Consider the following 24,526-nt stretch of genomic DNA (forward strand, 5'->3'; position numbering starts at 1 on the left):
TTATTTTCCCGTCAATGCCAGCACCAGCAAAATAATGAGGATCAGCCCCAGCCCGCCACTGGGGTAATATCCCCAATTAGTGCTGTAAGGCCAAGTTGGCAAGGCACCGATTAAAGCAAGGATCAGAACTACCCAAAGTACTGTACTCAGCATCACCGTCTCCTATGATTATGTGAAGGTTTATCATGCCGGGAGATAAAGCCATGCGCCATGCACATTCAACTGAAATGATTGTAGGAATCAGCGGACACACTTTTTAAATCAGCCCTTTCCTACAGAGAATTCCGTTTTATCTGATAAGTCCGCGGGCCACGGTTTTATAGCATGCGTTTATCTGAGTGATAAAAGGTTGATCCATGGATAGCTCTACATTTCATTTATCCGTCCCGCTGGTCGAAATTATCTTGCGCGGCTCTGTTGTTTTTTGGTTTCTTTTTCTTATTTTCAGGTTGATTCTCAGACGCGATATGGGCAATGTCGGTGTGGGGGATTTTTTATTTGTCGTGATTGTGGCTGATGCTTCACAGAACGCCATGACTGGCGAGGCAAAATCAATTGCCGATGGCCTGGTTTTAATTTCGGTATTGGTATTCTGGAATGTATTAATTGATTGGCTCGGCTACCATTACAGATGGATCAAGAAACTGGTAGAACCTCCTCCGCTCATCCTCGTGCGCAAAGGCGTACTGCAAACACGCGCCATGAGAAAAGAGTTTATTAGCCGCGACGAGATTGAGGCCAAACTACGTGAAGAAGGTATTGAGCATCTTTCACAAGTGAAGCAACTGCAACTAGAGGCAGATGGTCAGCTCAGTATTATTCAATACGATAAGTGAATTCCTTCACAGTAACTGTTATGCTGTGCCCATTAAAATAAAAAAAATTAACATTAAATCACCACACCTAGATCAATATTCGGATAATCCCTAAGAAAAATGATGCTGGCTACTTTTGCAGTTTGTTCCTACTCGCTCATTTCCAGACTACCTAAGCGCATTCCATGATCACCATCGGCCAGTGACTGAGGTCCTAGTCCTGGCTGCTCTGTGTTTGGAATCACGCGATAGACTCACTTCTGGAAGGATGGATCCCATGGATTATGTTTTAAAGCCGGGTTGGCGAAGCAAGAAAATACTTGTCGGCCTGACTGTCATGGCCATTGTGGTGGCCGTATTGGTCTCCATTTACCTGGCCCTCATGATTGCGCATAACCAGGCCATTTCAAAAGAAACCAAACGCCTGCGCGAGATGACAAATGGTGTCTTGATACGCATGAGTGCTGCTCGAGACCAGTTCTCACATATTGTGGACTACTTTTCATCGGTGCCAGAAGAGAAGGCTTGTTTACCTGAACACATCAAGAAGATGCAGGAGTTTAATGTCACAGGCTTTTTCCTGCAGGCCGTGGCCCATATTCAAGGCAATCGCATTATATGCTCCTCCATCTCCGAGGTGTTTGACGGCCTGGAGCTGGGGCCACCCTTCCGCGTAGAACCCGATGGAACCAGAGTATGGACCAATCTCAAGATTACCGACTGGCAAGACCATCATTTAATCATGCTGGAAAGGTCAGGATGGGCGGTCATGCTTGTGCCCTCTCACGCCATTGAAGCATTGAGCGATTCGGAAATATCCGTAGGTGTATTTGGCATTTCATCCCATAGGATATACACGTCAAAAGGCGAGATAGATCCGCAATGGCTCAAGAGATACAAAGGTAAGCAAGCACTTACTTTTATTGATAAAGAGCGCCAAATGTTGGTGTACATTGCGCCTAACAAACGGAACTTTACTGCCGTTGTCGCAGCTCTGCCGCTCAAGGATATCAATGACGATATTGTGACCTTTCTCGAAATCCTGATTCCGCTGGGTATGGTCATAGGGTTAGCGCTGGCCGGGTTATTTATTTACATGCAAAAAACCAGATACTCCACCAAATCAGCCATTTTGCGGGCATTGGCCAACGATGAATTTTACCTGGAATATCAACCCATCATTCATCTGCCTCTGAACGCCTGCGTAGGGGCAGAGGCCTTGATTCGATGGCGAACACCGGACGATACCTTTATCAGCCCGGAGACCTTTATTCCCGCAGCAGAAGCGGCTGGAGTAATCTGCCAAATCACTCAACGCGTGTTTGAAATCGTGGCGAAGGACATGCGTAATGTATTTGCAATGCATCCGGACTTTCATGTGGGCATCAATATCTCTTCTCATGATATTCGGTCAGGCGCGTTATTAGAATTGATTAAAAACCTGAAAAACTCAACGGGGGCCCAAGGCAAACAGATTTTGATTGAAGTTACCGAACGTGGCTTTCTTGATGACGAAGAAGCACTGACAACGATCAGGAATATCCGCGACTGCGGTGTACGCGTGGCGATTGATGACTTTGGCACAGGCTACTCCAGTTTGTCCTACCTGACCAAGTTTCAGTTGGATTACCTGAAAATTGACAAGACGTTTGTTGACTCTGTCGGCACCGATGCTGTGACAAGTCACGTCGCATTTCACATTATTGAAATGGCCAAGACACTTAAACTGGATATGGTAGCTGAGGGGGTAGAAACAGCCACGCAGGCGCACATCCTGCAGTCACGCGGTGTCCATCATGTACAAGGCTGGTTGTACTCAAAATCGCTCACGCGCAAAGATTTTTATGCTTACTTGGAGAAGCATCGCCCCCCCGTTGATGTGTAGGCTGGAACGCCTAATGCTTCGCCTGCCTGATTTCACTCAGTGTCTGAGTAATCTGCAATTTTAATTTTTCATCGTTTCCCGCAATTACCAGCCCTCTCTCGGCAACCACTTCCGCCTGTGCAATCTGCTGCTGAGCAAGCAATACAGTGGCTAGATTATTGTAGGCCGCTGCTGAATCGGGATGCACTTCCGTCATATGCCTAAACGTCACAGCAGCCAAAGGCAAGTCATTTGCAGCATAGGCAGCATTGCCCAAGCCCATCAGCAATACCTGGTGGTCAGGCCATTTATTCACTGCTGCCTGGTAAGCCGTTTTTGCCATCGTGGCGGATACATTTTTTTCGTAGGCAACCAAGGCTTTTGCAACTTCATCAGCGCTGGCACTGGCTGGCAATTTGCCAGGCGGCAATGCAACGAAGGCCCAATGCCCGCTACGCGCCCAGGTGCGCTGGAAGGCGTTCAAAGACATTTCAAAGCGTTCAAATGTCCCTGAGCGCAGCCAGACCAATTCTTTATCCAGGTCGTAACCCACTACTACCGCATAGTGCCACGAAGGTACCCATGAAAATCCCAGATTCTGCATGACCACGACGACGTTGCCAGCCGAAACCTCTTGTATCACCGCTTCCAGCTGCGGCGGAATTTGCACTGCCAGGGCACCATGGCGTCTTGCGGCGGCGAGCATTTCAATCTGTAGACTACCTTGCCTGCTTGGCACATACACTTCTGGCGTCAATTGATCAGGCGTGACTGGTATATCAACTGCGGTTAAAGCAGTCGCCAACGCGGCTGGACCACACTGGTATTCTGCTTGCGGGAAGAAAGGGGTACTTGTGAGCTCGGCATGGCGTGGAAACTGTGTATTCTGTGTCGTCTCACGCACACCGTTGGCCGCACATGCGGTTAGCAGGCAGAAAAAAGCCAGTATGCAAATACGTAACACGCTGGCTTTGATCATGCGCCTGTCAACCAACCTCGCGTAGAGATTGTCGGCAAAAAATAGCATTAGCGCACTGAGCGAGTGAAGGGGAAGATTTTTGTAAAGCCCAGGATATCAGTCAACAGCAATACCAGGAATACCAGCACAATCGCGCCAATAATACCGCCGCCAGCTGGCGCTTTATCCATTTGTGAAGCGAGGTTGCTAGCTTCTTCATCTGTCAGTGCAGCCACGCGAGATTTAGCCTCTACCGGATCGATGCCACGCTTCACCAATTCGGTCTGCACCTCATCCCTAGACAGCATACTGACAATTTTTGCCCTGTCCTGCTCTCCTTTTGCCGAGATGGTGGATTGTGCGACCTGTTCAGTACTGATCATAGCCGCCTGGACAGCCTGCATTGTGCCGGTAAATAACATTGATGCTACCAAAAAGGCGCTTAATAAACGTTTAGCCATCATCATGATTGGGGTTCCTTTGTATTGAGAGTGAATGGACAAGTTGAGCATTACAGCCTGCCGGTGAGCGCAAGTATGAGCAATATTAATACGATTAAACCGAGACCACCACTTGGATAATAACCCCAGCCGGCACTATATGGCCAAGTGGGCAATGCACCGATTAATGCCAATATTAGAATTAGCAGCAATATCGTCCTCATAACAATGGTCTCCTAACGCAACATATTGCCGCTTACGCTGGCAATGGTTTTGTAATGTGTGAGACCTAATCATGCAGGGACGCAAAACCAGACACCATGCCAGTATTGCTGAATCTCGTGTAGGAATACTCTGATTTTTTATTGAACACCTTGAAACCACGCCATGACGCGCAGAAATACTTCAATTGCAGACTGTTATTTTTCGCAGGGACTTACCGGGCACACCCGCCGATGCTGCGCGATGGATGACAGGGCTGGAGGGAAAGAGAAAATTCGAGGGGTTATCTGGGATTTCAGATGGATTACCAGAGGAAAAACACAGTGAATGCATTAACCATGTGCACTTAACTTATCAAGTTCAATATTATTTTCCGTGGCGTGACATTCCAGAATGTCTACATCCCTTTTGTTAAAGCTTAGCTTTTCCGCCGTATTGATGTTACTGGCAAATTTATTATCCAGCTCACCACATTTGCGGGAACGCTGAACGACAAAACTCAGATAGTCCTTTTTTCTGGCCTCTATTTGGGAAGGCGACAGTGCACTGTCGTTCATAAAAGTGGTATAAGCACTCCTTAAGCGCAGCTCGGACACGCTCCAGATATTAAACACAAGCATGTTTGTGGAAGCGCTTTCGTGAGAAACAGGCTCTGATGAGATGTTGGCATGACCGGCTTTGTCCTGACCGGTGGATGCCGGACCGGTACGCACACTCACCACCGGACCTGAGTCCACCACTGGTGAGACTTCGACTTTTTTGGGCTGCTTGTCACTTGTTTTGGATGTCACTTTTGGTAGGACGGGTGTCTCCACTTCAGGAATATTACTTTCCTGAAATGCCCCTGGCGCCTCAATGTCAGCTTCCGGAGCTTCCGCTTGCACTATCTGCGACTGCAGACGTGGCGCGGCGTGAGAAAATGCCGCCGTTGGCTCTTCCTTGGCAATCAGTGTAAACAATATCACCACAATCAGGCCAATCAGAATGAGGTTGATTTTTCCAATCGCAATCGCGCCACGCTGACGACTAAATGACCTGGTTACAGATTTTTCACCTGAAGGCAACCAGGGCGACTTAAAGGCGGCCTCTATATCTTTGAAATGAAGCATATTTCTCATAACCTCAATCGATTATGTTTTGATACCAATTTTTACTCTATGTCGAACAATGCCTCAAATCTGGCCAAGATTCAATCATCTGGCCCAATTCAATGATGTATGCAATCACTGAAGGCGACTGAAAGCGCTATTGTATTCTTTTAAATGGGGATGTGTAACGCAGAAAAAAGGGGGAATTGCCTAGATTTGAATGAGATGGGTGTGATTCGGTGATACGCTTGTGTTTGAGATGGCATAAACACGTGCAGGCCTGTAAGATGACTGGGGATGACAATCAGAGAAATTAGATGAATGCCTGTTGCCGTCATTGCGTAACAAGGCATCCACGAAATAGCCTTTCCTGGCCTGTGTTTTTTGATGATCAGTCATATTTTTGCTGCCAGCCACAAGCGCGACGGTCATTGCGGGTCTCTCCTGGTGCAGGCTGGCAGTCAATTGCGAATTGCCACCTAAAGACATCATGGTCAAAAACAATCCGACAAACATGATGAACAATGCCACAGAAACTGTGCCCGCTGTGATGGCAATCAAGGAAAGCACACTGGTGGTGGCAACTGAATTTCTGCTTGGATGCGTACTTGCATGTGTTTTTTGCATGATGGAGTCCTCCCCTGTTTTGGCTTTTGGTCAGGTCACCATCTTGCGGCATCAATCGCCCATTCCCTATCCCATTCCGGCTGAATCTCCTGTAGGAATTTGCTGACTTAATGGCAAAATGATTGCAATCTTTCTCACGTTATAATGAAAAATGCGTTAAGGAATCATCATGGACTTCAATGTTTTTTCTGCGTTTTATTTAGTACCCCTGGTCATCTCAGCGATAGGTAGTCTCATTGAATTCAGGAATTGTGAATTTGCTACAGCCAGGCATGCCTTTAGCAAAGCCTTTTTTCTCGCGTTCCGCAGTATGGTGCCCGTACTGAATATCTTTTCGGCCATTTTGTACCTGATCACCTGTGGCACCTACACCTGGAAAAAATTCCCATTGTCTAAAAAGTGATCATCATATTGCTTGTCAGCCAGTAAACAGCTTGATTATTTTGTGGCTCAACTTTTGCTGGAGAGTAAGGTAATCTTGCCAGGGGTCAGATTCAAGCTCCGTTAGGCGTTGCCCAATATTGCTGATTGTAAACGTATTGGAATGAATATCCGGCCCTACCTCCTGCCAATGCAATGGAGTGGCTACGGGGGCGCCTAGCTTGGCACGGGTGGAGTATGGCACCACGGCTGTGGCACCTGTGCCGTTACGGAGATAATCAATAAAAATACGCCCTTCACGTTTTTTCTTGGACAAATTCGAGGTGAAACGGTCAGGAATCTGCGTTTCGATATACTGGGCCACGCCATGGCTAAACGCCTTTATGACCTCCCAAGGGTGCTCCGGCTTGATAGGCACTTCCACATGCAAGCCTTTGCCACCTGTCGTTTTAACAAAGCTTGTTAATTTCAATTCTTCAAATAATCCCCGCAAAAGCAGTGCTGCTTCGGTGACCCTTTCCGAGGGGACATCCGGTGCCGGGTCCAAATCAAAAATCAGCCTGTCCGCCAGGCCCGTCTTGGGGTAACACGCGCCCCAGGCATGCAATTCAAGCACGCCCAGCTGCACAAGCTCAATCACGGCGGGCAGGGAATTGGCAATAAAGTATTCAGGCTGTTTGCCAGCCGCATCCAGTTGCACGGACTGCACATGTTCATGGCTGCCCTTGGTGACATGTTTTTGGAAAAAACAATTGTGCTGATAGCCATCCGGGCAACGTACGATAGATAGTGGCCTGTTCTTTAAATAAGGCAATATCCACTGTGCAAGCGCTTCGTAATGGTGTGCGATATCCAGTTTAGTGTATCCATCCTCGGCAAACAGTACTTTGGCAGGCTTACTTAATGGCACGCCAGCCACTTTAGTCACAGATGTGTTTGCAATGGATTGCCGACCGAGTTCTTCAGCCGATTGCGCTATTTCATGAGTGATCTCTTTGGCAGGTTTATCGCTGCGTAAACCGACAAAGCTGGCATGGCGGACAATACCTTCATCTGTCCATTGCGCAAATTTAATCTCAGCCACTAGACTAGGTTTTAACCAGTGTACCCCACGGGCGTCCTGCCCGCGCGGTGGGTTGATAAAAGCAGTCTTTTCGGTGCGCAAGGAGGCAAAGTGTTTGGCAACGAGTTTCAAGGTATCCTGTTTGAACCCGGTACCCACACGACCGGCATAACGCAAGCTACCTTTCTCGTCATAGTTACCCAGTAACAACGCACCAAACAGCTCGCGGCTACCAGCCGGCTCGGTATACCCGCCAATCACAAATTCCTGGCGCTGGCCACATTTCACTTTCAGCCAGTCACGCGAGCGCTGTTGCTGATAGGGGCTGTCGGCATGCTTGACGATAATTCCCTCTAGACCGTGCAGGCAAGCATGGTTGAATGCTTCCTGTGCGTGCCCGGCCATATGGTCACTGTAGTGCAAAGGATTGTCTTTCGAAGCGGTGAGCTGACCGAGCAAGGCTTGCAACAATTCCTTACGCTGCCTTAAAGGCAAGTGCGTGACATCATGTCCGTCAAGATAGAGAAGATCGAAGATGAAATAGGCCAGGTTGGCTTCTTTACCCAGGCGGACTGCGTTTTGTAGCGCCTGGAAACTAATACTCCCATCGGCCTGGATAGCAACCACCTCTCCGTCTAACCATGCAGATCCGGCAGGCACTGCAGACAGCGCCTTCACTAGCGCAGGCCATTTTGCAGACCAATCATGCCCATTACGCGAGAACATCTTCACTTTGCCTTGATGGATTTGTGTCAACGCGCGGTAACCATCATATTTGAGCTCAGATAACCATTGTTCACCTTCAGGCGCATGCGTCACCAGCGTAGCCAGTTGCGGTTGATAGGCGGTGGGCATGCGCGTTTTAGCCATGCTCTTGAGAGCCTTTTTAAGATTAGCGCTTACGCTAATATCTTTGACGTTGGCGCCCCGGTCTTGGACTACCCGCTTGGATACATGACTATCATCAGAAGTCTCTCTCAAATGGCGTACAGATTCAGCTTGAGTCTCGGTAATGTTGGCTTCACGCCCATTTCGGGCTTCATCATCTTGCTCCTTGATCAGCAGCCAATTGGCTTGTTTTTCCTGATTACCGTGACGGCCTTTCATCCTCACCAATGCCCATTTGCCATGTAGTTTGTGGCCATGCAATTGAAATTTAAGTGAGCCATCTTTGTATCCTTGCACAGGGTCGCCTATGGCTTCCCAAGTCCCTTTGTCCCACAGCATGACATGGCCGGCCCCATATTGACCGGCCGGGATATCCCCCTCAAAGCTGCCATAGGCAAGCGGATGGTCTTCGACTTCGACGGCCAGTCTCTTGTCGTGAGGATCCAGGCTGGGTCCTTTTGGCACAGCCCAGCTTTTCAGGGTGCCTTGCAACTCCAGCCTGAAATCGTAGTGTAAGCGCCGCGCATGATGCTTTTGGATAAAAAACTTCAGTTGCTGGCCGGAAGCCTCCACCTTGCCGCGCGGCTCCTGAGTGACATTGAAATCACGTTTTTTCCAATATTGTTGGAGCCCCATGATTACTTCCCCTTACGCCGAACGCCTGCGCACAGGTTTGGTGGTTGAGGATTTAGAGGCCTTTGTTGTGGTTGTTCGTGTCGGTTTACTGCCTATGCTGGCTTTAAGCAATTGCATCAGGTCAACCACATTGCTGGATTTTTTAGTGGCGGCTTCATCCAGGTCTGTATCAGGCGCCGTGAGTACGTGCGTCTGTTTGGCTTTCACTTTCTTTTTGACCAGTGACAAGATATCTTGACGAAACGTATCCTGGTATTGCTCCGGTTGCCACTTTTCCGTCATGTCTTTGACCAGCGAAAGCGCCATCTCCACCTCCTTGGCGGAAACCTGGCTTTGTTTGCCAGGTTTGGGCTCAGGAATTTCCGGCAGCTCACGGATTTCTTCCTGGTATCGCAATAAATTAAGAACGATTACCTGTTTGAACGGCATTAAAGCAGCGAGATGCTGCTTGGTGCGGATCACCACCTGTCCCAACGCAAGCTTGCCAGAACGCTCCAATGTTTTGCGTAACAAGGCATATACTTTTTCACCACCCTTGGTTGGCACCAGGTAATAGGGTTGATCAAAGAAAATAACCGGAATATCCCGTGCATCTATAAATGACAGGATATCGATGGTTTGAGTACTTTCCGGATTTGCCTTGCGCAGGTCGGCGTCTGTCAGCACGACATACTCATCTTTTTTGTAGGCATAGCCTTTCACAATATCCTGTTGTGTCACTGTTTTACCGGTGACCTTGTTATAGCGACGGTAGCCGACAGGCGCAAAATCCCGTTTATCCAACAAATCCAGATCGATGGCAGCAGGTGCACTCGCGGCATGCAACTCCACAGGAATATGCACCAAGCCAAAACTGATAGCGCCTTTCCAAATTGGGCGAGACATTCCATCCTCCAGAGATGATGGTCAATCACCGTACAAATAAAGCAATCAGAATAATTAATGGAATAGGTACACCTAGAAAATAAAGTAGTAATGAACGCATATCGCCTCCAAAATGAACAATGGGATTAAGGTTTTTTACGCATCTCGGCAACGACCGCCCCAAGTCGCTGCCAGGCTGGCTGAAAACGCACCAACCAATAAAGACACAAACAGCCACAGGGTGATATAGATCGAAACCTTGCGTGCTTTATCAGCAGCTGCTTTGGCTTTTGTTTCAGCATCCTTGGCTTTCGCCTGCAACTCGTGCACACGTTGCTCGGCTTCCTGCTCTGTCAAACCGGTATTTTTTGCCACAAGCTGAGACAGGTAGCGGACATCTTCCGGAGGCAACGACTCCCATGAGCCGGCATGGGCCAGCATCCGGCTCACTTCTGCTATCGGGGCGGAAGATCCCCTATCGCTCGTACCCTCTTCAGCATTTTTGCGGAATAAAGCGTCAACGAAGTAAGTGTTTTCACCTGGTTGATGCGCCCCATGACCATGCTTACCGGCCATTGCGATCGCCCCTGTCTGGGCGGCGCCTCCTGCTACATGGGTGGCAGCCTGCATACCACCGCTGACAATTGCACCTATGGTAGTGGTCAGGAGTGCAGCGGTGGCAAGCGTGGCCACCGACCAAGCCAGGAATCCGTGCGCAGTATCGCGGAAGTACACTTCATCCGCCGGCGTATCGGGCCATTTAACCCGTAGCCGGCCTGTTAAATAGCCACCCATGCCCGCTGCCAGGATTTGGGTCACCGTGATCCAGATAATGGCTGCGACTCCAAATGCGGGCGCATCTATCCCCTGTCGGGACCAAGGGGATATAGAAGACAAACCTAATCCGCTGCCCAATAGAAACAGGATTAATGAAAGGGCGGCTGCCACAACAGCGCCAGCCACGACAGCTCCCCAGGAAACTGCGCTAGCCGATTCACTGAAAACACTTGATTGCGCCATGATGATCTCCTATTTGAATTGTTAATTACAATGCGCCAGTGACTGAAAAAATGAGCAAAAGGATGAGGATTAAACTCAACCACGTACTTGGGTAATAGCCCCATCTACTGCTATAAGGCCATGTCGGTAACGAACCAATTAAAGCAAATACCACTATTAGAAGAAGGATGTTCAACATGATGTTCTCCACGCATCAATACATTTATTATTGGTAATTGAATGGAGACTCCATGATGCAATCTTGCCAGCAAGCACTCCATACACATCACACTGAAATCCCTGTAGGAATGCTCGGACGAAGCGTGCGATGAAGATGAGGCTGCCGTGGTACAAATAAGAACGGTGGCTCTTTCGGGAGCCACCGCATGTTGATGACCACTTTGGAGATTTAACCCGAGGTGGGTTTGAGCTCTGGTACCAACGATTGCAGCTTACGCAGATTCTGGAAATTTCTATGTCAGGCAATCCCTGATTGAGATGTAGGACTTTAATATCGTCGACTGAAGATGGCTAACAGCTTGTCTGACATGGCTATCAGCACGCGTCCTCTAGCGGCCCATCAGGGGTAAAACTACCATGACCATTCACTGCTTGAATGCATCAATCTCTCAAGCATTTACGTTAACCTAAGTAATGAAGGAGAATCGTGATGGAGTTAAATACACCCTCGTCTAGAGACCACAGAGACCTGGAGCCGCCATCCCAGCACCAGGATCATCAACCTGGCACTGAAGCCGAGATGGAACCCCGCCCACAATATATAGACCCCAATTACAAAGCAGCCCGCAAGCTTGAAGGCAAGGTGGGATTGATCACCGGGGGTGATAGCGGGATTGGCCGGGCGGTAGCGGTTCATTTTGCTGCCGAAGGAGCCAATGTGGTGATCAACTACCTGAGTGAGCAGGAAAAACAGGATGCCGAAAAAACCATTTCATTGATCACGTCTAACGGCGGCCAAGGTCTGGCTGTCCAGGGGGATATCAGTGATGCGTCCTTTTGCCAGTCACTGGTGGACAAAACCATAGAGACCTTTGGGCAACTGGATGTGGTGGTCAACAATGCTGCCCAGCAATATCCGCAGAGCAGTATTGAGGATATTGACCAGGCCCAACTGGAAAAAACCTTTAAGACCAATTTGTTCTCTATGTTTTACCTGGTGAAGTCAGCGCTCAAGCATCTCAAGGAAGGCGCGCGCATCATCAACACCGCCTCGGTGACAGCATACAAAGGCAATAAAATGCTGGTTGATTACTCTGCCACCAAGGGAGCGATCGTGTCATTTACCCGCTCACTGGCACAACAACTGGCGGATCGGCATATTTATGTGAATGCGGTGGCACCAGGGCCAATCTGGACGCCTTTGATTCCTGCGAGTTTTTCACCAGAAAAAGTGGAAGATTTTGGTACAGACGTCTTGCTCAAGCGTCCTGGACAACCCAGCGAGGTCGCGCCAGTCTATGTTTTCCTGGCGTCTAATGATTCGTCCTATATCACCGGGCAAGTCATCCATCCTAATGGTGGTACGGTAGTCAATGGGTAACTGATGGGCAACAAAAAAAAACCGGGTGATGTCACCCGGTTTTTTTGATCTCGACTTTATAAATTTGACTTGCTTCTATCAGTCATCTTTATTGACGCGCGCATCTATCCGTTTAGCTTCTTCCAAATGCTTTTTCAACACTGGCAAGGTATCAGCAGCGAATTTCTTGATATCCGCATTTTGCGCATCTTCTGCTGCATCTTCAAATAATTTTACGGCCTGCTCATGTGCTGAAACGCCTATATGGTTGGCATAGCTTTTATCAAATTTCACGCCATCCCTCGTTTCCAGATATTTGAGTTTAGCCTGTTGTAAAAGACTTGGCTCCTTGGGCAATTCTACGCCACGCCGCGTCGCCAGATCCTTGAGCTTCATGGCAGCCTGGGAATGATCTTCAGTCATCATTTTGGCAAAGCGTATGATGTCTGGGTCTTGCGATTTTTTAAGGGCTAATTTACTGCCTTCCACTTCAAAATGTCCTGCTTCTGCGGCATTCTTTAAGAAACGCTTGTCTGCCATGGAAATATCCGCGGCAGTAGAACAAAGACTGACAGAAAGCAGTCCTAACACAGCGGTACACATCATCACATGTTTTAATCGAATCATTTTGGCCTCCTTACATTTAACAAGTGATTACTGTAGAGGAGCCTTGCATAGACCTATAGAGGGAATGTTCTGATTGTTGTGTCAGAAACCCAATGGATGCCGCAGATTTTGGAGAGATTTTGAAATACTGGCTATTTTTATTTGCAGCGATTATCAGTGAAGTCACCGCCACCTCATCGCTCAAAGCCAGTGACGGCTTTATCAAATTGCTGCCTTCCATCATCGTCGTGGTCGGCTATGCATTGTCTTTTTACTTTTTATCCCTGGTATTGAAAGTGATTCCGATTGGTATTGTACGCTGTCTGGGCAGGGTTGGGGATTGTCTTGCTGGCGTTGGTGGGCTGGCTGGTATTTGAACAGCCTTTAGACACCCCTGCCTTGTGGGGGATGGTGCTGATTTTAACTGGGGTGATCGTCATGAACGTATTCTCAAAAACGGTCGCCCACTAAAATAGAACGCTCAGGTGTAAGCATCTGTCAGAAAACACTGATACACCGGTGAGGAGGAGTTGTCTATGATAAGCGCATTTCTGATGTACCAAGATTTACTCTGGGCAAGAACATGACAGGCGCGAGGAACGCATGTATCAACCACAGCCAACCACACAACGCGATGCGATCAACCTACTTTTAGGGCTGTTTTTTATCGGGCTCCAGCTATTCCAGCTCTTTGCGCTACCCACCTGGCTTTTACCCCAAAACCCGGCCTGGGGCTGGTGGCTGCTATTCCCAGCGGTGCTCACCACCTCATGGTGGGCTTTTATTCACGAGTCCATTCATGGCAGCCTTTTTTCCAACAGGCAACTCAACCGGATGGCTGGTCGTATTAACGCCACTTTATTTGGCTCACCTTATGATTTGTTGCGCTGGGGCCACCTGCTGCACCACGCTTATAGCAGGACAGAGCGGGAGCGGCCGGAAGTATATATGCCAGGTTCCGTTTCCATGGCCTGGTGCAAACTCACTTATTACTTCCGGCTGTTAGGTGGATTGTATCTGTTTGAGGTATTGGGTGGCATGCTGCTGGTTCTGCCCAAGCCCCTGCTGAAAATCGCTATTCACACGATTAGCCGCCCAGACAATGTGGTGGAATTACTTTCAGACAAAATCCTGTTACCCCGCACACTTGCGATAGCAAGAATAGAGGCAATTTGTATCCTGCTGGTATACGGTGTTGCTTTCAACCTATACGGGGAATTTGCATGGATGTTAATTATTGCGCTGCTGGCCAGGGGTGGCCTGATTAGCTTGGTGGATAACGTATTTCATTATGCAACGCCGCTGGAACAGGGGCGCTATGCGCATAACCTATACTTGCCTGTATGGTGGTCGCGCTTTATTTTGCATTTTAACCTGCATGGCATTCATCACTTACACCCCAATGTTTCTTGCTGGCAGTTACCAAACTTACATGCCGAATCCGGTCATCAGTATCAGGGTCGCTGGATGCAGGCAATGGCCGCGCAATTCAAGGGTCCAGTTGCTTTCGATCATTTCAAAGAGGACTGATCGCATCCTTGGCTTGAGCGCTACTCTGTTGCCGTGGATTTCCCACCCCTCATGATTGCCCTTAGTGATTAATCAGTGATTTCCTGAGCCAGGACTCATGAAAGAAGGCAGCCTGGTTTTGCTCCTCATCCGCAAAAATGTCAATAAGTATACAGAACTGTATACTCCAACTATTGTGAGAGGTTAACGGTGAAAAAACTATCCATCTATGTGGCTACCATAATTTTTTCCATGAGTGCATCCGCATTTGCACAAGACAGCATCGAACGCATGCATGCAGAGGTCATGCAGTCATTCACGCCCGAAACCATTCAATGGAAAGAGGAGCACATCCTGCCCAAAGGCGCCAAGAGTGCCATCGTGGTAGGTGACCCGAGCAAGAAAGGTGTGTTTATTGCCTGGCTAAAATTCCCGGCCAACTATCCTATCCCACCACATACACACCCATTTACAGAGGTGGTCACCGTATTGAGCGGGAAGTTGGGCAACGGTATGGGAAAAGTGCTTGATAAGACCAAAGGCGAAATGTTAAACGCAGGCTCCAGTTTTGTATTGCCTACTGGGCATACGCATTATGTTTGGACGACAGATGAAGAAACCATCGTGGAATTAATTGCCACAGGACCATGGGATATCACATACACCAATCCAAACGACGATCCGCGTAAAAAATAAGGCGAAGAAATAAGCCATACTTCGCCAAACAGCAAGCTTACATTTCTCAAAAACGCTACAGCCCTATTCATCCATAATTCCTGTGCTGGTAATCTGGCCAGGAATTTCTCATTCATTAATGCGCACATCCGTTGAGGTAAGAATCTGAGATGAATCATTAATGAATTCCTACAAAAAAATGCTGAAATGGCTGATGCAGCTCCTTTCCATATCTCCCTTAAGCTTAAAGCACTAGTTTAAGTAAAAGCATTTAGGAGCAGTCAATGAGCTGGGCACCTTTTCAAATCCATATCGGCAAATCCCATGAAGCCTCAGGCAGCGGTCATTCAATGACCGCTTTACCAGATCCTTCCAAACCTACCTTGCTGTGCTTATCACATTTGCGATGGAATTTTGTTTACCAACGTCCCCAACACTTAATGAGTCGGTGCTCCAAATTATTCCAAGTACTCTTTTTTGAAGAACCTGTCCCTAGTGAAGGTAGCCATGCATGGCTTGAAGTTAAATTGGCAGAAAAAGATGTGCGTTTATTAATCCCGCATATTCCAGCGTCTTTGATCAACACTCACAAGGGTGCAGAACTCCTTAGAGGGTTATTGGATCGTTACCTATTAATTTCTGATGCTGACCCCATATTCTGGTATTACACGCCCATGAGTTTGTCTTTTACGGATCATCTGGATGCACCACTGGTGATTTACGACTGCATGGACGAGCTTTCAGCTTTTTTAGGCGCGCCTACCCAATTAATAGACTACGAACGGGCACTATTTAAAAAAGCTGACATTGTTTTCACAGGTGGTTATAGCCTGTATGAATCCAAACGTAAACAACATCGCAACGCCTACCCATTCCCTAGCAGTGTCGATATTAAACATTTTGGGAAAGCCCGGCAAAGTGAGGAAGAACCGGCGGATCAGGCAGCTATCCCTGGTCCAAAAATGGGATTTTATGGTGTCATAGACGAACGGCTTGACGTAGAACTGATTCGGGACATCGCCATCGCCCGCCCTGAATGGCAGATCATCATGATTGGACCGATTGTCAAAATCGATCCAAGAACGCTGCCACAACACCCCAATATTCATTACCTGGGGCCAAAAACCTATGATGAACTCCCGGCCTACCTCAGTGGCTGGGATGTAGCCTTGATGCCGTTTGCAATTAATCAATCGACCCGATTTATCAGTCCTACTAAAACCCCTGAATATCTGGCGGGGGGTCGGCCTGTTGTTTCCACTCCGATTCACGATGTTGTACGTACGTATGGCGGCAGCGAGTTGGTCTTTATAGCCAACGATAGCCAGGCATTTATCCAGTCTATCGATCATGCCCTAAAAGCCATGGAAAAGCCGTCATTTGTCTGCACACAAGCTGACGCCATTTTGAACGGAATGTCATGGGAAAAAACATGGGATGACATGTATGCCTTGATCGATGAAAGATTACGGTTCAGTCAAGCCTCCGATTACCTGCCCGTGGTCGCGAGAACTCGCCGTCTGCCTTCAAGGAGATAAAATCATGGCCGACGAAAGTTATGACTACTTGATTGTAGGGGCTGGTTTTGCGGGCAGCGTATTGGCTGAAAGGCTGGCCGCAGATGCCAATAAGCGGGTACTACTCATTGACCGCCGGTCGCATATCGGTGGTAACGCCTATGATTATTACAACGACGACGGCATTCTGATCCACCAGTATGGCCCACATATTTTTCATACCAATGCAAAAAGGATTATCGATTACCTGTCGAAATTTACTGAGTGGCGGCCATATGAACATCGCGTGTTAGCCCACGTAGATGGCCAGCTCGTTCCTATTCCAATTAATTTATCCACGCTTAACCAGCTTTACCAGCTAGAAATGACGCCTGAAGAAGCCGAACAGTTTCTGGTAGCGAGGGCAGAACCGGTGGCGGAGATTAAAACTTCGGAAGATGTGGTGATTAACCAGGTTGGCCGGGAATTATATGAAAAATTCTTTCGCGGCTATACCACCAAGCAGTGGGGGCTGGATCCTTCTCAGCTAGATAAGTCTGTCACTTCGCGAGTGCCTACAAGAACCAATGACGATGACCGTTATTTTATCGATGAGTATCAGCAGATGCCCTTACACGGCTACACTGCCATGTTCAACAAAATGCTGGACCATCCTAATATCGACATCATGCTGAATGTGGATTACAGGGAAATCAGGGACTCCATCAAACACGGTCATTTGATTTTTACCGGACCAGTTGACGAGTACTTTGATTATTGTTTTGGCAAGCTACCTTACCGTTCACTGGAGTTCCGTCACCTCACCATAGACCAACCGCAATTCCAGCCGGTAGCAGTGGTCAATTATCCAGACCAGCAGGTAGAGCATACGCGGATTACTGAATATAAATACCTCACAGGGCAAACACATCCTAAAACGGCGATTACTTACGAAATCCCCCAGGCAGAAGGAGATCCTTACTATCCGGTCCCTCGTCCGGAAAATACCGAGTTATACAGGCGCTACCAGGCACTGGCAGAGAACACACCTAACGTAACATTCGTGGGTCGGCTAGCCACTTATAAATATTACAATATGGATCAGGTTGTAGGACAGGCCCTTGCCACCTATCAACGCTTGATGGAAGCAAAAAACAGCCCCACATTGATAGCCGAGATGCACTGAAAGGACCAGAATTGCAGCCATCTAACCATTTTAAAAGTTTTATGATGGGCGGGTTTGAGTGTTCTACCCACCGTCGCGCAGACGGGCGTCGGCTGGACCTGATTGCCTCTACTCACCATGACAAATGGGTGCTCGAAGATTATAGGGTATTAAAAGCCCATGGCCTCAAAACTGTGCGTGATGGCGTTCGCTGGCATTTGATCGAGGAAAAGGCGGGGCAGTACAACTGGTCCAGCCTTTTGCCCATGGTCAAAGCTGCTAAGCAAGTCCAGACACAAGTCATTTGGGACCTTTGCCATTATGGTCTGCCTGACGATGTGAATATCTGGCGGCCGGAATTCGTGACCCGGTTTGCCAAATTTGCCGCCGAAACAGCGCGCCTGCTTCACAACGAAACTGATGAAATCCCCATATTCTGCCCAATCAATGAAATGTCATTCTGGGCCTGGGCCGGCGGAGACAAAGCCATGTTTAATCCCATGGCAAAAGGCCGCGGGCTGGAGCTTAAGCAGCAATTAGTACGCGCCACCATTGCAGCGATTGAAGCCATACGCAATGTCGATCCGCGTGCCCGTTTCATCACGGCGGAACCACTCATTAATGTGCTACCAAGAAATGGACGTCCAAGAGACAAAGGGCCTGCCGAAGCCTATCGCCAGGCACAATTTGAAGCCTTCGATATGCTAATCGGGGAAATATGGCCTGGTTTGGGCGGAGACCCCCAATATTTAGACATGGTAGGGCTGAATTACTACAGTAATAACCAGTGGTACCTCGGTGGTGAAACAATTCCGCCACACTCCCCCTCATACCGTCCCTTACATGACATGTTAGCCGAAGTTTATTTGCGCTATGGGCGCCCCATGTTATTGGCTGAAACAGGCGCTGAAGGTGAAGGCAGGCCTGCCTGGGTAGGGCATGTCTATGAAGAAGTCGCACGTGCCAGAAAATCGGGGATCCCTATGGAAGGAGTATGCCTGTATCCTGTCACTGATTATCCTGGGTGGGAGAATAACCGCCACTGTCCTACCGGTTTGCTGGGATTTGCGGACCAGCATGGGCAACGCCCCATTTATGCGCCTTTGGCTGGAGTATTGCGGCAGTGGCAATCCTATTGTGACCAAGAAAGTCAGCATAACCCCTCCGAATCCGTATCTGCTTAATTTAGTGCTGCTTATATTAAAGTGACAATTCAACATATCCCTAATAGCGCCATCCCCTTTTTGTTTTTTTATATAAAGCGCCGTCCCTGGCTGTTTGGTACGGTTTTCCTTGTGATCATGGGTGCGGCTGGGAGCGCAGTCGGTGTGCAATATGCGATGAAGCTGCTGGTCGATGCGATGGACAGTTCGCTCCGCGCAACTGCCAATGTCTGGGGTCCGCTATACCTGTTTTTAGGATTGATTACTCTCGAAAATATCTTATGGCGCCTAGGAGGATGGCAAGGCTCCCGGGCCATTGTCGCTAGTGGCGTAGATATCCGGCTGGATTTGTTTGTCCATCTTACCGGTCATTCCATGCGGTATTTCAATCAGCACTTTTCTGGCGCTCTTGGCAACAGGATCACGTCTACCGCCGCCGCGACCGGCGAACTCTTTAGCACTATATTCTGGCGTATCCTGCCACCCATCACCGATTTCCTGGGAGCCATTATTGTGCTCACTACCATCAGGTGGGAGATGAGTTTAGGGTTAATGTTCTCCGTACTGGTGGTGGCTGGTTTACTGATTATTTTCGGTATCCGTGGCCGCAGGATCCATGATAATTATGCCGAGCGCGCCTCTAGTGCCAGCGGCAAAATGATAGATGTCGTCAGCAATGTATGGACTGTGAAAGCATTTTCAGCAAGCCGTCGGGAAAAAAGAAGACTGGCAAAAGAACTAAATAAAGAAGCCACTGCTCATCGGCAAAGCTGGATGTATATCGAGCTGGCCAGAGTGATACATGACCTCTGCCTGGTGGTCACTGCGGGGGGAATGTTACTGTGGGCAATATTGCTATGGCGAGCAAGTAGCATCAGCACGGGCGACGTGGTCATTGTGAGTGCCCTTACCTTCAGGATCCTGCATGGCTCCCGTGACCTGGCACTTGCCCTGGTGGGTACGGCACAGCAATTTGGCATCATCAATGAAACCCTCAAGGTCATTGCCAAACCGCACTCCGTCCAGGATCCCAACAAACCGTCCCAGCTCAAAGTGGAAAACGGCAATATCAAATTTGAAAATGTTTCTTATGCTTATCCTGATGGACATAAAGTATTCGATCAGTTGTCGTTTGAAATTCACCCGGGGGAAAGAGTGGGGTTGGTGGGTGCGTCAGGCGCCGGAAAATCAACATTAATCAGCTTGATTCAGCGCCTGGATGATGTTCAATCTGGCCAGATACTGATCGATGGTCAGCAGATTGACAAGGTCTCACAAGATAGCCTGCGTGCAAAAATAGCAGTGGTTCCGCAGGATATTGCCTTGTTTCACCGCTCAGTCCTTGAAAACGTGCGATATGGGCGTCCGGATGCCAGCAGACAAGAAGTTTATGCAGCTGCTCGTAATGCCTATTGCGATGACTTCATACGTATGCTGCCTAAGGGCTATCGTACAGTTGTGGGGGAAAGAGGTGTCAGGTTGTCTGGCGGCCAACGACAGCGGTTAGGCATTGCCAGGGCATTTTTGAAGGATGCCCCTATCTTGATCCTGGATGAAGCCACCTCTGCCTTGGACTCAAAGTCAGAAAAAGAAATCCAGTCCGCCTTGGCTTCCTTGATGCAAGGCCGTACAGTGTTAGCCATTGCCCATCGGCTGTCTACGCTTTCTTCTTTCGATAGAATCATTGTATTGAAAGATGGCGTCATCGTCGAAGATGGTCCACCCGATGTGTTGCGTGCCAGTGGTGGCCTGTTTGCAGAAACCTGGGAGTTACAGGCACACACTTTTGATGAATTGGAAACGACCTGAAGCGTTAGCAGAGGCCATTGCACCCTTTATCTCAACGCTGCTCTTTTTTGAGCGAACTGGGCGCATTAGGTGAAGCATGTTCATGCACCCCAACCCCCAATTTTGAGACTAGTTCCCCACCTAGCCACGCCGTTATCAGCGCCAACACCAGCCCAAGAAACGAGCAGGCCAACGCTGATGCCGAAGGGGCGGAATGCTGCTCCCGCATTATCCAGCTCAAAACAAATAGAACGGACACTACGCCATTGCCAAAGCCATGCATCAATCCTATACGTTTTGCGCGTGTGCCAGCCGGGATAATGGTGTAATCGATGATGCCAAACGGGATAGCTGCGGCTGCGCCTACTATCCCGGCTGCAAGCATCCAGTAGGCCACCAGCGCAATACTTTGCAAATGGGTCACCAGGTAGATGAGGTCAAACACCACAGCCGTTCCAAGCAAGCCCAGGGGGAACACAATGAGCATCTGATGAATCGGATGGCCTAGAAATCGCGCTCTTGCTTTCATAGCATCACCTTTATTGTGGTTAATGCTTGCATGATGGGCACGGTCAGGACAACTGTCTGTCGGTGGAGGCTGAATGTTCCGTAAGAAATTAAGCGGACTTCCGCCAGGTTGCTGCTAAACCAAAGTGCGGTAATTCCATCTTATTTTTTGCTGGAATGCATACGTTTTTGCCTGATAGCATGCACACCCCAGGCAAGCCCAATTGCAAAGGATGCATATACCAAGAGCAATGAAGGTTTTGAAAGCCGCATTTCGAACCCGGGCTGCAACCGATGCGGGGTCAACTTGTAATCTGTAAAGCAGGCTATGGCTGCGGTGGCGCCCGCGGCTTCCAATATCCTGGCGTGGTTACTTTTATCCAAGGCCTGTCCATAATATCTTTCAAGCAGCACCGCCCAGAATACAGCGCTGGCATGATGAATCACATAGCCCGGAATCGTATATTTCGATTGGAACCCATTTTTACTCGCGGCAACGTCACCCCAAATCCAGTGGCTGATGGCATTGGTGGGCGCGTGTACATCTCCCGCCTCCATTTTGCCCAGCACAGACAAGGCAGCTGTCGACAATACACTGGCGGCTGCACCAGACATCAATCCATGATGGATGGCCTCTGGCCAGGTTTTTGTTTCCATTGTAAAACTCCTTTTCCTTTTCGTACTCGAATCACATAGCCCTCACCTTATGATAGTCATGATGGACGGGCTTTAGGAGCGACATGCACATTTTTCTGACCGGATCCAGCGGCTTTATTGGCCGTCATTTACTGGCAGCATTCATTGCAAAAGGGCATTCAGTCACTTGCGCAGTGCGCGCCTTACCTGAAATCAAACGACAGGGTGTTCGCTATGTCATTGCAGACTTTTCGCTGCATATCGACCCACAAGACTGGTTAAGCAAGCTAGACGACATTGATATCGTGGTCAACGCCGTTGGTATCATCCGCCAGAATGGTAACCAGACCTTTGAAACGCTACATACCAAGGCACCGATTGCTTTATTTGCCGCCAGCCAGCAAAAAGGGGTGAAGCTGGTGTTGCAGATTTCTGCCCTGGGAGCAGATGAAAATGCCACCAGCCATTACCATCTGAGCAAGAAAGCTGCCGATGACTACTTGAAAAATTCCACTCTGCCCGCCATCATTTTGCAGCCTTCATTGGTCTATGGTCCTGGGGGCAAGAGCGCTTCATTGTTTAACACGCTTGCCAGCCTGCCGGTCCTGGTAAAGTTGGGACATGGCCAGCAAATGGTACAGCCTGTGCACATTGACGACCTGATTGAGACGGTCATCAGGCTATTGAGCCACCGTCCACATGTGAGCCAGACAATCGCGGTTGTCGGCCCCATTGCACTGTCTTTTACTGAATTCATCCGCACCTTGCGGCAAGCGATGAAGCTGCCTGCGCCATTGATCGCCACTATTCCCTTACCGGTTGCACGCCCGCTCATTACGCTCTTTGACCATGTGAAACATGCCCCGCTGGATCGCGAAATGTTTGAGATGCTGGAACGCGGAAACACTGCCGATGCGAGCGCGATCACTGCCTTATTAGGCAGGCTGCCACGCCAGGTAAGCGAGTTTTTCGCCCCAGCGCAAATTGCTACGGTACGCAGACTCGCCCTCCTGAACTGGTTACTGCCAATATTGCGGGCCAGTCTTGCCATCGTTTGGCTGGTGACAGGCGTCATCTCATTCGGCGTTTACCCTGTGAGTGATAGCTACGAACTGCTAGCCCGGGTAGGAGTCAGTGCAGGGTTGGCCCCCTGGATGCTGTATGGGGCCGCCAGCCTTGACCTTGCTATTGGTGTCGCCATTCTATGCATTCACCGGAAATGGATCTGGCATCTCCAACTGATGGTGATCATTGCTTATAGCCTCATCATCGCCTGGAAGCTTCCCGAGTTCCTGGTGCATCCATATGGTCCTGTCCTCAAAAACCTGCCCATGCTGGCTGCGATCTGGTTAATGTCTGCATTAGAGGAAAGTTAATGGAATACATCGTCGTCAAATGGGTACATATCCTTTCCTCAACCCTACTGTTTGGTACCGGGATTGGATCAGCATTTTATTTACTCTTCGCAAGTTTAAGCCGCGATACTCGCACCATCGCTTTTGTCACCAGGTATGTGGTCATCGCAGATTGGCTTTTTACTGCCACAACGGTAGTCATACAACCGTTCACCGGTATTTATATGCTGCACCAGGTCGGGATACCTATGACTAGCCGCTGGATTTTTTGGTCACTGGTACTGTACACCATCGCCATCGCTTGCTGGCTTCCGGTCGCATGGCTACAAGTCCAGATGCGCAACCTTGCACAACGCGCATCCACCGAAAATAGCACCATGCCAGCGTTATATTGGCGCTATTTCAAACTATGGGTGGCTCTAGGTTTCCCAGCATTTTTTGCATTTGTGACCATCTTTTACTTTATGGTTGCCAAACCGGGGTAGGCAACATTCTTAGATGGCAGACTAGAAGTGGTAATGCCAATACAAGCTAAGCACTTCCACCCCTGGGTTTTCTTTATCCAGATCAGCATTGGATAAGTGACTGACAGCCAAACCCAGGCTATTTTGCGCATTGATTTCCTTTGCCAGTTCGAGTTGTGAGCGGAATTCAATAGGATGTCCTAAATCCAGGTCACTGCTGCCACGGCTGTAATAACCCACGCCCAGCCCTGGTTTCAAATGCCAAGTTTCTGCAAATTGCCAATCATATAACAGCCCACCTCCAAGCCATAGCGAGCCATCGGTGGTTGCCTCGGCGCCTAGCCATGGTTTAAGGTCCTGCAACCAGACAGAAGTATCATATTCATAATCCAGGCGGAAGTCTGCTGCGCTATGGGAGCCGTCAACATCGTAGCTGCCTAGCCCAATACCCAGAGTATCTGCATGCGTAGTTAAAGTGGTTGAAACAAGTGTGGCGACAATCAGGGTTATTTTTTTCATATTTGTGATGGTGAGTGAACAAAAAATCTTTGTAATATCCCGTGCCCTATTTCCTGTGGATGGAGTCAGGATTGGTCACGACTGGCCTGTATGACTCTGTGGGCGTTTTCTCGGCGTTATCCGCTTCGTCAGCCGGGTCAGTATTCGCCGGATCAACTGAGTCCGGGTTGGCCGGATCAAGCCGATCAGGATCTAATTCATGTATGCTCTGCGGTTTGCCGGGCTGGCTCAGTGACCTGTTGTGTTGCGGCATCGCCT

General features: G+C 48.9%; 26 protein-coding genes and 1 pseudogene. 12 read left to right on the top strand and 15 right to left on the bottom strand.

The features are described 5' to 3' along the window. Positions 1 to 153, bottom strand: coding sequence for a DUF3309 domain-containing protein (locus tag F463_RS14840; protein ID WP_018987428.1), 153 nt, complete (start codon positions 151 to 153; stop codon positions 1 to 3). A 203-nt stretch (positions 154 to 356) separates the two neighbouring features. Between F463_RS14840 and F463_RS14410 the strand changes: the two genes are divergently transcribed. Continuing rightward, positions 357 to 836 carry a DUF421 domain-containing protein gene (locus tag F463_RS14410; RefSeq protein WP_018987429.1) on the top strand — a complete coding sequence of 160 codons (480 nt, stop codon included), beginning with the start codon at positions 357 to 359 and terminating at the stop codon, positions 834 to 836. A gap of 256 nt (positions 837 to 1,092) precedes the next feature. Further along, the gene (locus tag F463_RS0112445; protein ID WP_018987430.1) at positions 1,093 to 2,700 is read left to right on the top strand and encodes an EAL domain-containing protein; all 1,608 of its coding nucleotides are present in this window, start codon (positions 1,093 to 1,095) and stop codon (positions 2,698 to 2,700) included. A gap of 10 nt (positions 2,701 to 2,710) precedes the next feature. Here the strand turns inward: F463_RS0112445 and F463_RS0112450 are convergent, their stop codons facing one another. The 9 genes from F463_RS0112450 to F463_RS14850 form a co-directional block, all read right to left on the bottom strand. Beyond that, on the bottom strand, positions 2,711 to 3,658 hold the full coding sequence (locus F463_RS0112450) for a PA2778 family cysteine peptidase (RefSeq protein ID WP_018987431.1): 948 nt from the start codon (positions 3,656 to 3,658) through the stop codon (positions 2,711 to 2,713). 47 nt (positions 3,659 to 3,705) lie between these two features. Further along, complete coding sequence (locus tag F463_RS0112455) at positions 3,706 to 4,104, bottom strand: PA2779 family protein (protein WP_018987432.1); 399 nt, start codon at positions 4,102 to 4,104, stop codon at positions 3,706 to 3,708. 44 nt (positions 4,105 to 4,148) lie between these two features. After that, positions 4,149 to 4,301 carry a DUF3309 family protein gene (locus F463_RS14845; protein ID WP_081620827.1) on the bottom strand — a complete coding sequence of 51 codons (153 nt, stop codon included), beginning with the start codon at positions 4,299 to 4,301 and terminating at the stop codon, positions 4,149 to 4,151. A gap of 330 nt (positions 4,302 to 4,631) precedes the next feature. Beyond that, positions 4,632 to 5,408 carry a hypothetical protein gene (locus F463_RS0112460; protein WP_018987433.1) on the bottom strand — a complete coding sequence of 259 codons (777 nt, stop codon included), beginning with the start codon at positions 5,406 to 5,408 and terminating at the stop codon, positions 4,632 to 4,634. Positions 5,409 to 5,597: 189 nt separating this feature from the next. After that, positions 5,598 to 6,014, bottom strand: a complete 417-nt coding sequence (locus F463_RS0112465) for a hypothetical protein (RefSeq protein WP_018987434.1) — start codon at positions 6,012 to 6,014, stop codon at positions 5,598 to 5,600. Positions 6,015 to 6,432: 418 nt separating this feature from the next. Continuing rightward, positions 6,433 to 8,982 (bottom strand): DNA ligase D, encoded by a 2,550-nt coding sequence (gene ligD / locus F463_RS0112475; RefSeq protein WP_018987436.1) that lies wholly within the window; start codon positions 8,980 to 8,982, stop codon positions 6,433 to 6,435. Between the two features lie 12 nt (positions 8,983 to 8,994). Beyond that, complete coding sequence (gene ku, locus F463_RS0112480) at positions 8,995 to 9,867, bottom strand: non-homologous end joining protein Ku (protein WP_018987437.1); 873 nt, start codon at positions 9,865 to 9,867, stop codon at positions 8,995 to 8,997. A 135-nt stretch (positions 9,868 to 10,002) separates the two neighbouring features. Then, positions 10,003 to 10,866: a hypothetical protein gene (locus F463_RS0112485; RefSeq protein WP_018987438.1), complete on the bottom strand. Its 864-nt coding sequence runs from the start codon at positions 10,864 to 10,866 to the stop codon at positions 10,003 to 10,005. Positions 10,867 to 10,891: 25 nt separating this feature from the next. Further along, positions 10,892 to 11,044, bottom strand: coding sequence for a DUF3309 family protein (locus F463_RS14850; protein ID WP_081620828.1), 153 nt, complete (start codon positions 11,042 to 11,044; stop codon positions 10,892 to 10,894). Positions 11,045 to 11,515: 471 nt separating this feature from the next. Between F463_RS14850 and F463_RS0112490 the strand changes: the two genes are divergently transcribed. Beyond that, the gene (locus F463_RS0112490) at positions 11,516 to 12,406 is read left to right on the top strand and encodes an SDR family oxidoreductase (RefSeq protein ID WP_018987439.1); all 891 of its coding nucleotides are present in this window, start codon (positions 11,516 to 11,518) and stop codon (positions 12,404 to 12,406) included. 78 nt (positions 12,407 to 12,484) lie between these two features. Here the strand turns inward: F463_RS0112490 and F463_RS0112495 are convergent, their stop codons facing one another. Next, a complete protein-coding gene (locus F463_RS0112495) occupies positions 12,485 to 13,012 on the bottom strand; it encodes a DUF4142 domain-containing protein (RefSeq protein WP_018987440.1) in 528 nt (175 codons plus the stop codon). 119 nt (positions 13,013 to 13,131) lie between these two features. Between F463_RS0112495 and F463_RS14530 the strand changes: the two are divergent. The 7 genes and pseudogenes from F463_RS14530 (at position 13,132) to F463_RS0112530 (ending at position 20,808) form a co-directional block, all read left to right on the top strand. After that, positions 13,132 to 13,462: pseudogene (locus tag F463_RS14530) on the top strand (DMT family transporter). A 132-nt stretch (positions 13,463 to 13,594) separates the two neighbouring features. Next, positions 13,595 to 14,521, top strand: a complete 927-nt coding sequence (locus F463_RS0112505) for a fatty acid desaturase family protein (protein ID WP_018987441.1) — start codon at positions 13,595 to 13,597, stop codon at positions 14,519 to 14,521. Positions 14,522 to 14,752: 231 nt separating this feature from the next. Further along, complete coding sequence (locus F463_RS0112510; protein ID WP_051082089.1) at positions 14,753 to 15,196, top strand: cupin domain-containing protein; 444 nt, start codon at positions 14,753 to 14,755, stop codon at positions 15,194 to 15,196. Positions 15,197 to 15,459: 263 nt separating this feature from the next. Then, entirely contained in the window at positions 15,460 to 16,713 is a 1,254-nt protein-coding gene (locus tag F463_RS0112515) for a glycosyltransferase family 1 protein (RefSeq protein WP_018987443.1), read from the top strand. A gap of 4 nt (positions 16,714 to 16,717) precedes the next feature. Continuing rightward, positions 16,718 to 17,857, top strand: a complete 1,140-nt coding sequence (glf, locus tag F463_RS0112520) for a UDP-galactopyranose mutase (protein WP_018987444.1) — start codon at positions 16,718 to 16,720, stop codon at positions 17,855 to 17,857. Between the two features lie 11 nt (positions 17,858 to 17,868). Further along, complete coding sequence (locus F463_RS0112525; protein WP_169623161.1) at positions 17,869 to 19,020, top strand: glycoside hydrolase family 1 protein; 1,152 nt, start codon at positions 17,869 to 17,871, stop codon at positions 19,018 to 19,020. A gap of 21 nt (positions 19,021 to 19,041) precedes the next feature. Then, on the top strand, positions 19,042 to 20,808 hold the full coding sequence (locus F463_RS0112530) for an ABC transporter ATP-binding protein (RefSeq protein ID WP_245545241.1): 1,767 nt from the start codon (positions 19,042 to 19,044) through the stop codon (positions 20,806 to 20,808). Positions 20,809 to 20,839: 31 nt separating this feature from the next. Here the strand turns inward: F463_RS0112530 and F463_RS0112535 are convergent, their stop codons facing one another. Next, a complete protein-coding gene (locus tag F463_RS0112535; protein ID WP_026295569.1) occupies positions 20,840 to 21,316 on the bottom strand; it encodes a DUF2231 domain-containing protein in 477 nt (158 codons plus the stop codon). Positions 21,317 to 21,456: 140 nt separating this feature from the next. Continuing rightward, on the bottom strand, positions 21,457 to 21,951 hold the full coding sequence (locus F463_RS0112540; protein ID WP_018987448.1) for a hypothetical protein: 495 nt from the start codon (positions 21,949 to 21,951) through the stop codon (positions 21,457 to 21,459). 83 nt (positions 21,952 to 22,034) lie between these two features. On the opposite strand from F463_RS0112540, the gene F463_RS0112545 reads away from it, so the two are divergent. Together F463_RS0112545 and F463_RS0112550 are read left to right on the top strand one after the other, a co-directional pair. Continuing rightward, a complete protein-coding gene (locus F463_RS0112545; RefSeq protein ID WP_018987449.1) occupies positions 22,035 to 23,306 on the top strand; it encodes an SDR family oxidoreductase in 1,272 nt (423 codons plus the stop codon). Then, positions 23,306 to 23,770: a DUF2269 family protein gene (locus F463_RS0112550; RefSeq protein WP_018987450.1), complete on the top strand. Its 465-nt coding sequence runs from the start codon at positions 23,306 to 23,308 to the stop codon at positions 23,768 to 23,770. Before F463_RS0112545 ends, F463_RS0112550 begins: the two co-directional genes overlap by 1 nt. Before the next feature lie 21 nt (positions 23,771 to 23,791). Here F463_RS0112550 and F463_RS0112555 read toward each other — a convergent pair whose 3' ends face one another. Both F463_RS0112555 and F463_RS0112560 read right to left on the bottom strand, forming a co-directional pair. Continuing rightward, complete coding sequence (locus F463_RS0112555) at positions 23,792 to 24,268, bottom strand: acyloxyacyl hydrolase (protein WP_018987451.1); 477 nt, start codon at positions 24,266 to 24,268, stop codon at positions 23,792 to 23,794. Between the two features lie 46 nt (positions 24,269 to 24,314). Beyond that, the gene (locus F463_RS0112560; RefSeq protein ID WP_018987452.1) at positions 24,315 to 24,521 is read right to left on the bottom strand and encodes a hypothetical protein; all 207 of its coding nucleotides are present in this window, start codon (positions 24,519 to 24,521) and stop codon (positions 24,315 to 24,317) included. Positions 24,522 to 24,526: the final 5 nt, after the last annotated feature.

It is taken from the genome of Methylophilus methylotrophus DSM 46235 = ATCC 53528 (assembly GCF_000378225.1).
GTDB lineage: Bacteria > Pseudomonadota > Gammaproteobacteria > Burkholderiales > Methylophilaceae > Methylophilus > Methylophilus methylotrophus.

Excerpts from the sequence above, each read along its gene's own strand:
- F463_RS14840 (WP_018987428.1), bottom strand. The coding sequence starts at position 153 with ATGCTGAGTACAGTACTTTGGGTAGTTCTGATCCTTGCTTTAATCGGT.
- F463_RS14410 (WP_018987429.1), top strand. The coding sequence starts at position 357 with ATGGATAGCTCTACATTTCATTTATCCGTCCCGCTGGTCGAAATTATC.
- F463_RS0112445 (WP_018987430.1), top strand. The coding sequence starts at position 1,093 with ATGGATTATGTTTTAAAGCCGGGTTGGCGAAGCAAGAAAATACTTGTC.
- F463_RS0112450 (WP_018987431.1), bottom strand. The coding sequence starts at position 3,658 with ATGATCAAAGCCAGCGTGTTACGTATTTGCATACTGGCTTTTTTCTGC.
- F463_RS0112455 (WP_018987432.1), bottom strand. The coding sequence starts at position 4,104 with ATGATGATGGCTAAACGTTTATTAAGCGCCTTTTTGGTAGCATCAATG.
- F463_RS14845 (WP_081620827.1), bottom strand. The coding sequence starts at position 4,301 with ATGAGGACGATATTGCTGCTAATTCTAATATTGGCATTAATCGGTGCA.
- F463_RS0112460 (WP_018987433.1), bottom strand. The coding sequence starts at position 5,408 with ATGCTTCATTTCAAAGATATAGAGGCCGCCTTTAAGTCGCCCTGGTTG.
- F463_RS0112465 (WP_018987434.1), bottom strand. The coding sequence starts at position 6,014 with ATGCAAAAAACACATGCAAGTACGCATCCAAGCAGAAATTCAGTTGCC.
- ligD (WP_018987436.1), bottom strand. The coding sequence starts at position 8,982 with ATGGGGCTCCAACAATATTGGAAAAAACGTGATTTCAATGTCACTCAG.
- ku (WP_018987437.1), bottom strand. The coding sequence starts at position 9,867 with ATGTCTCGCCCAATTTGGAAAGGCGCTATCAGTTTTGGCTTGGTGCAT.
- F463_RS0112485 (WP_018987438.1), bottom strand. The coding sequence starts at position 10,866 with ATGGCGCAATCAAGTGTTTTCAGTGAATCGGCTAGCGCAGTTTCCTGG.
- F463_RS14850 (WP_081620828.1), bottom strand. The coding sequence starts at position 11,044 with ATGTTGAACATCCTTCTTCTAATAGTGGTATTTGCTTTAATTGGTTCG.
- F463_RS0112490 (WP_018987439.1), top strand. The coding sequence starts at position 11,516 with ATGGAGTTAAATACACCCTCGTCTAGAGACCACAGAGACCTGGAGCCG.
- F463_RS0112495 (WP_018987440.1), bottom strand. The coding sequence starts at position 13,012 with ATGATTCGATTAAAACATGTGATGATGTGTACCGCTGTGTTAGGACTG.
- F463_RS0112505 (WP_018987441.1), top strand. The coding sequence starts at position 13,595 with ATGTATCAACCACAGCCAACCACACAACGCGATGCGATCAACCTACTT.
- F463_RS0112510 (WP_051082089.1), top strand. The coding sequence starts at position 14,753 with ATGAGTGCATCCGCATTTGCACAAGACAGCATCGAACGCATGCATGCA.
- F463_RS0112515 (WP_018987443.1), top strand. The coding sequence starts at position 15,460 with ATGAGCTGGGCACCTTTTCAAATCCATATCGGCAAATCCCATGAAGCC.
- glf (WP_018987444.1), top strand. The coding sequence starts at position 16,718 with ATGGCCGACGAAAGTTATGACTACTTGATTGTAGGGGCTGGTTTTGCG.
- F463_RS0112535 (WP_026295569.1), bottom strand. The coding sequence starts at position 21,316 with ATGAAAGCAAGAGCGCGATTTCTAGGCCATCCGATTCATCAGATGCTC.
- F463_RS0112540 (WP_018987448.1), bottom strand. The coding sequence starts at position 21,951 with ATGGAAACAAAAACCTGGCCAGAGGCCATCCATCATGGATTGATGTCT.
- F463_RS0112545 (WP_018987449.1), top strand. The coding sequence starts at position 22,035 with ATGCACATTTTTCTGACCGGATCCAGCGGCTTTATTGGCCGTCATTTA.
- F463_RS0112550 (WP_018987450.1), top strand. The coding sequence starts at position 23,306 with ATGGAATACATCGTCGTCAAATGGGTACATATCCTTTCCTCAACCCTA.
- F463_RS0112555 (WP_018987451.1), bottom strand. The coding sequence starts at position 24,268 with ATGAAAAAAATAACCCTGATTGTCGCCACACTTGTTTCAACCACTTTA.
- F463_RS0112560 (WP_018987452.1), bottom strand. The coding sequence starts at position 24,521 with ATGCCGCAACACAACAGGTCACTGAGCCAGCCCGGCAAACCGCAGAGC.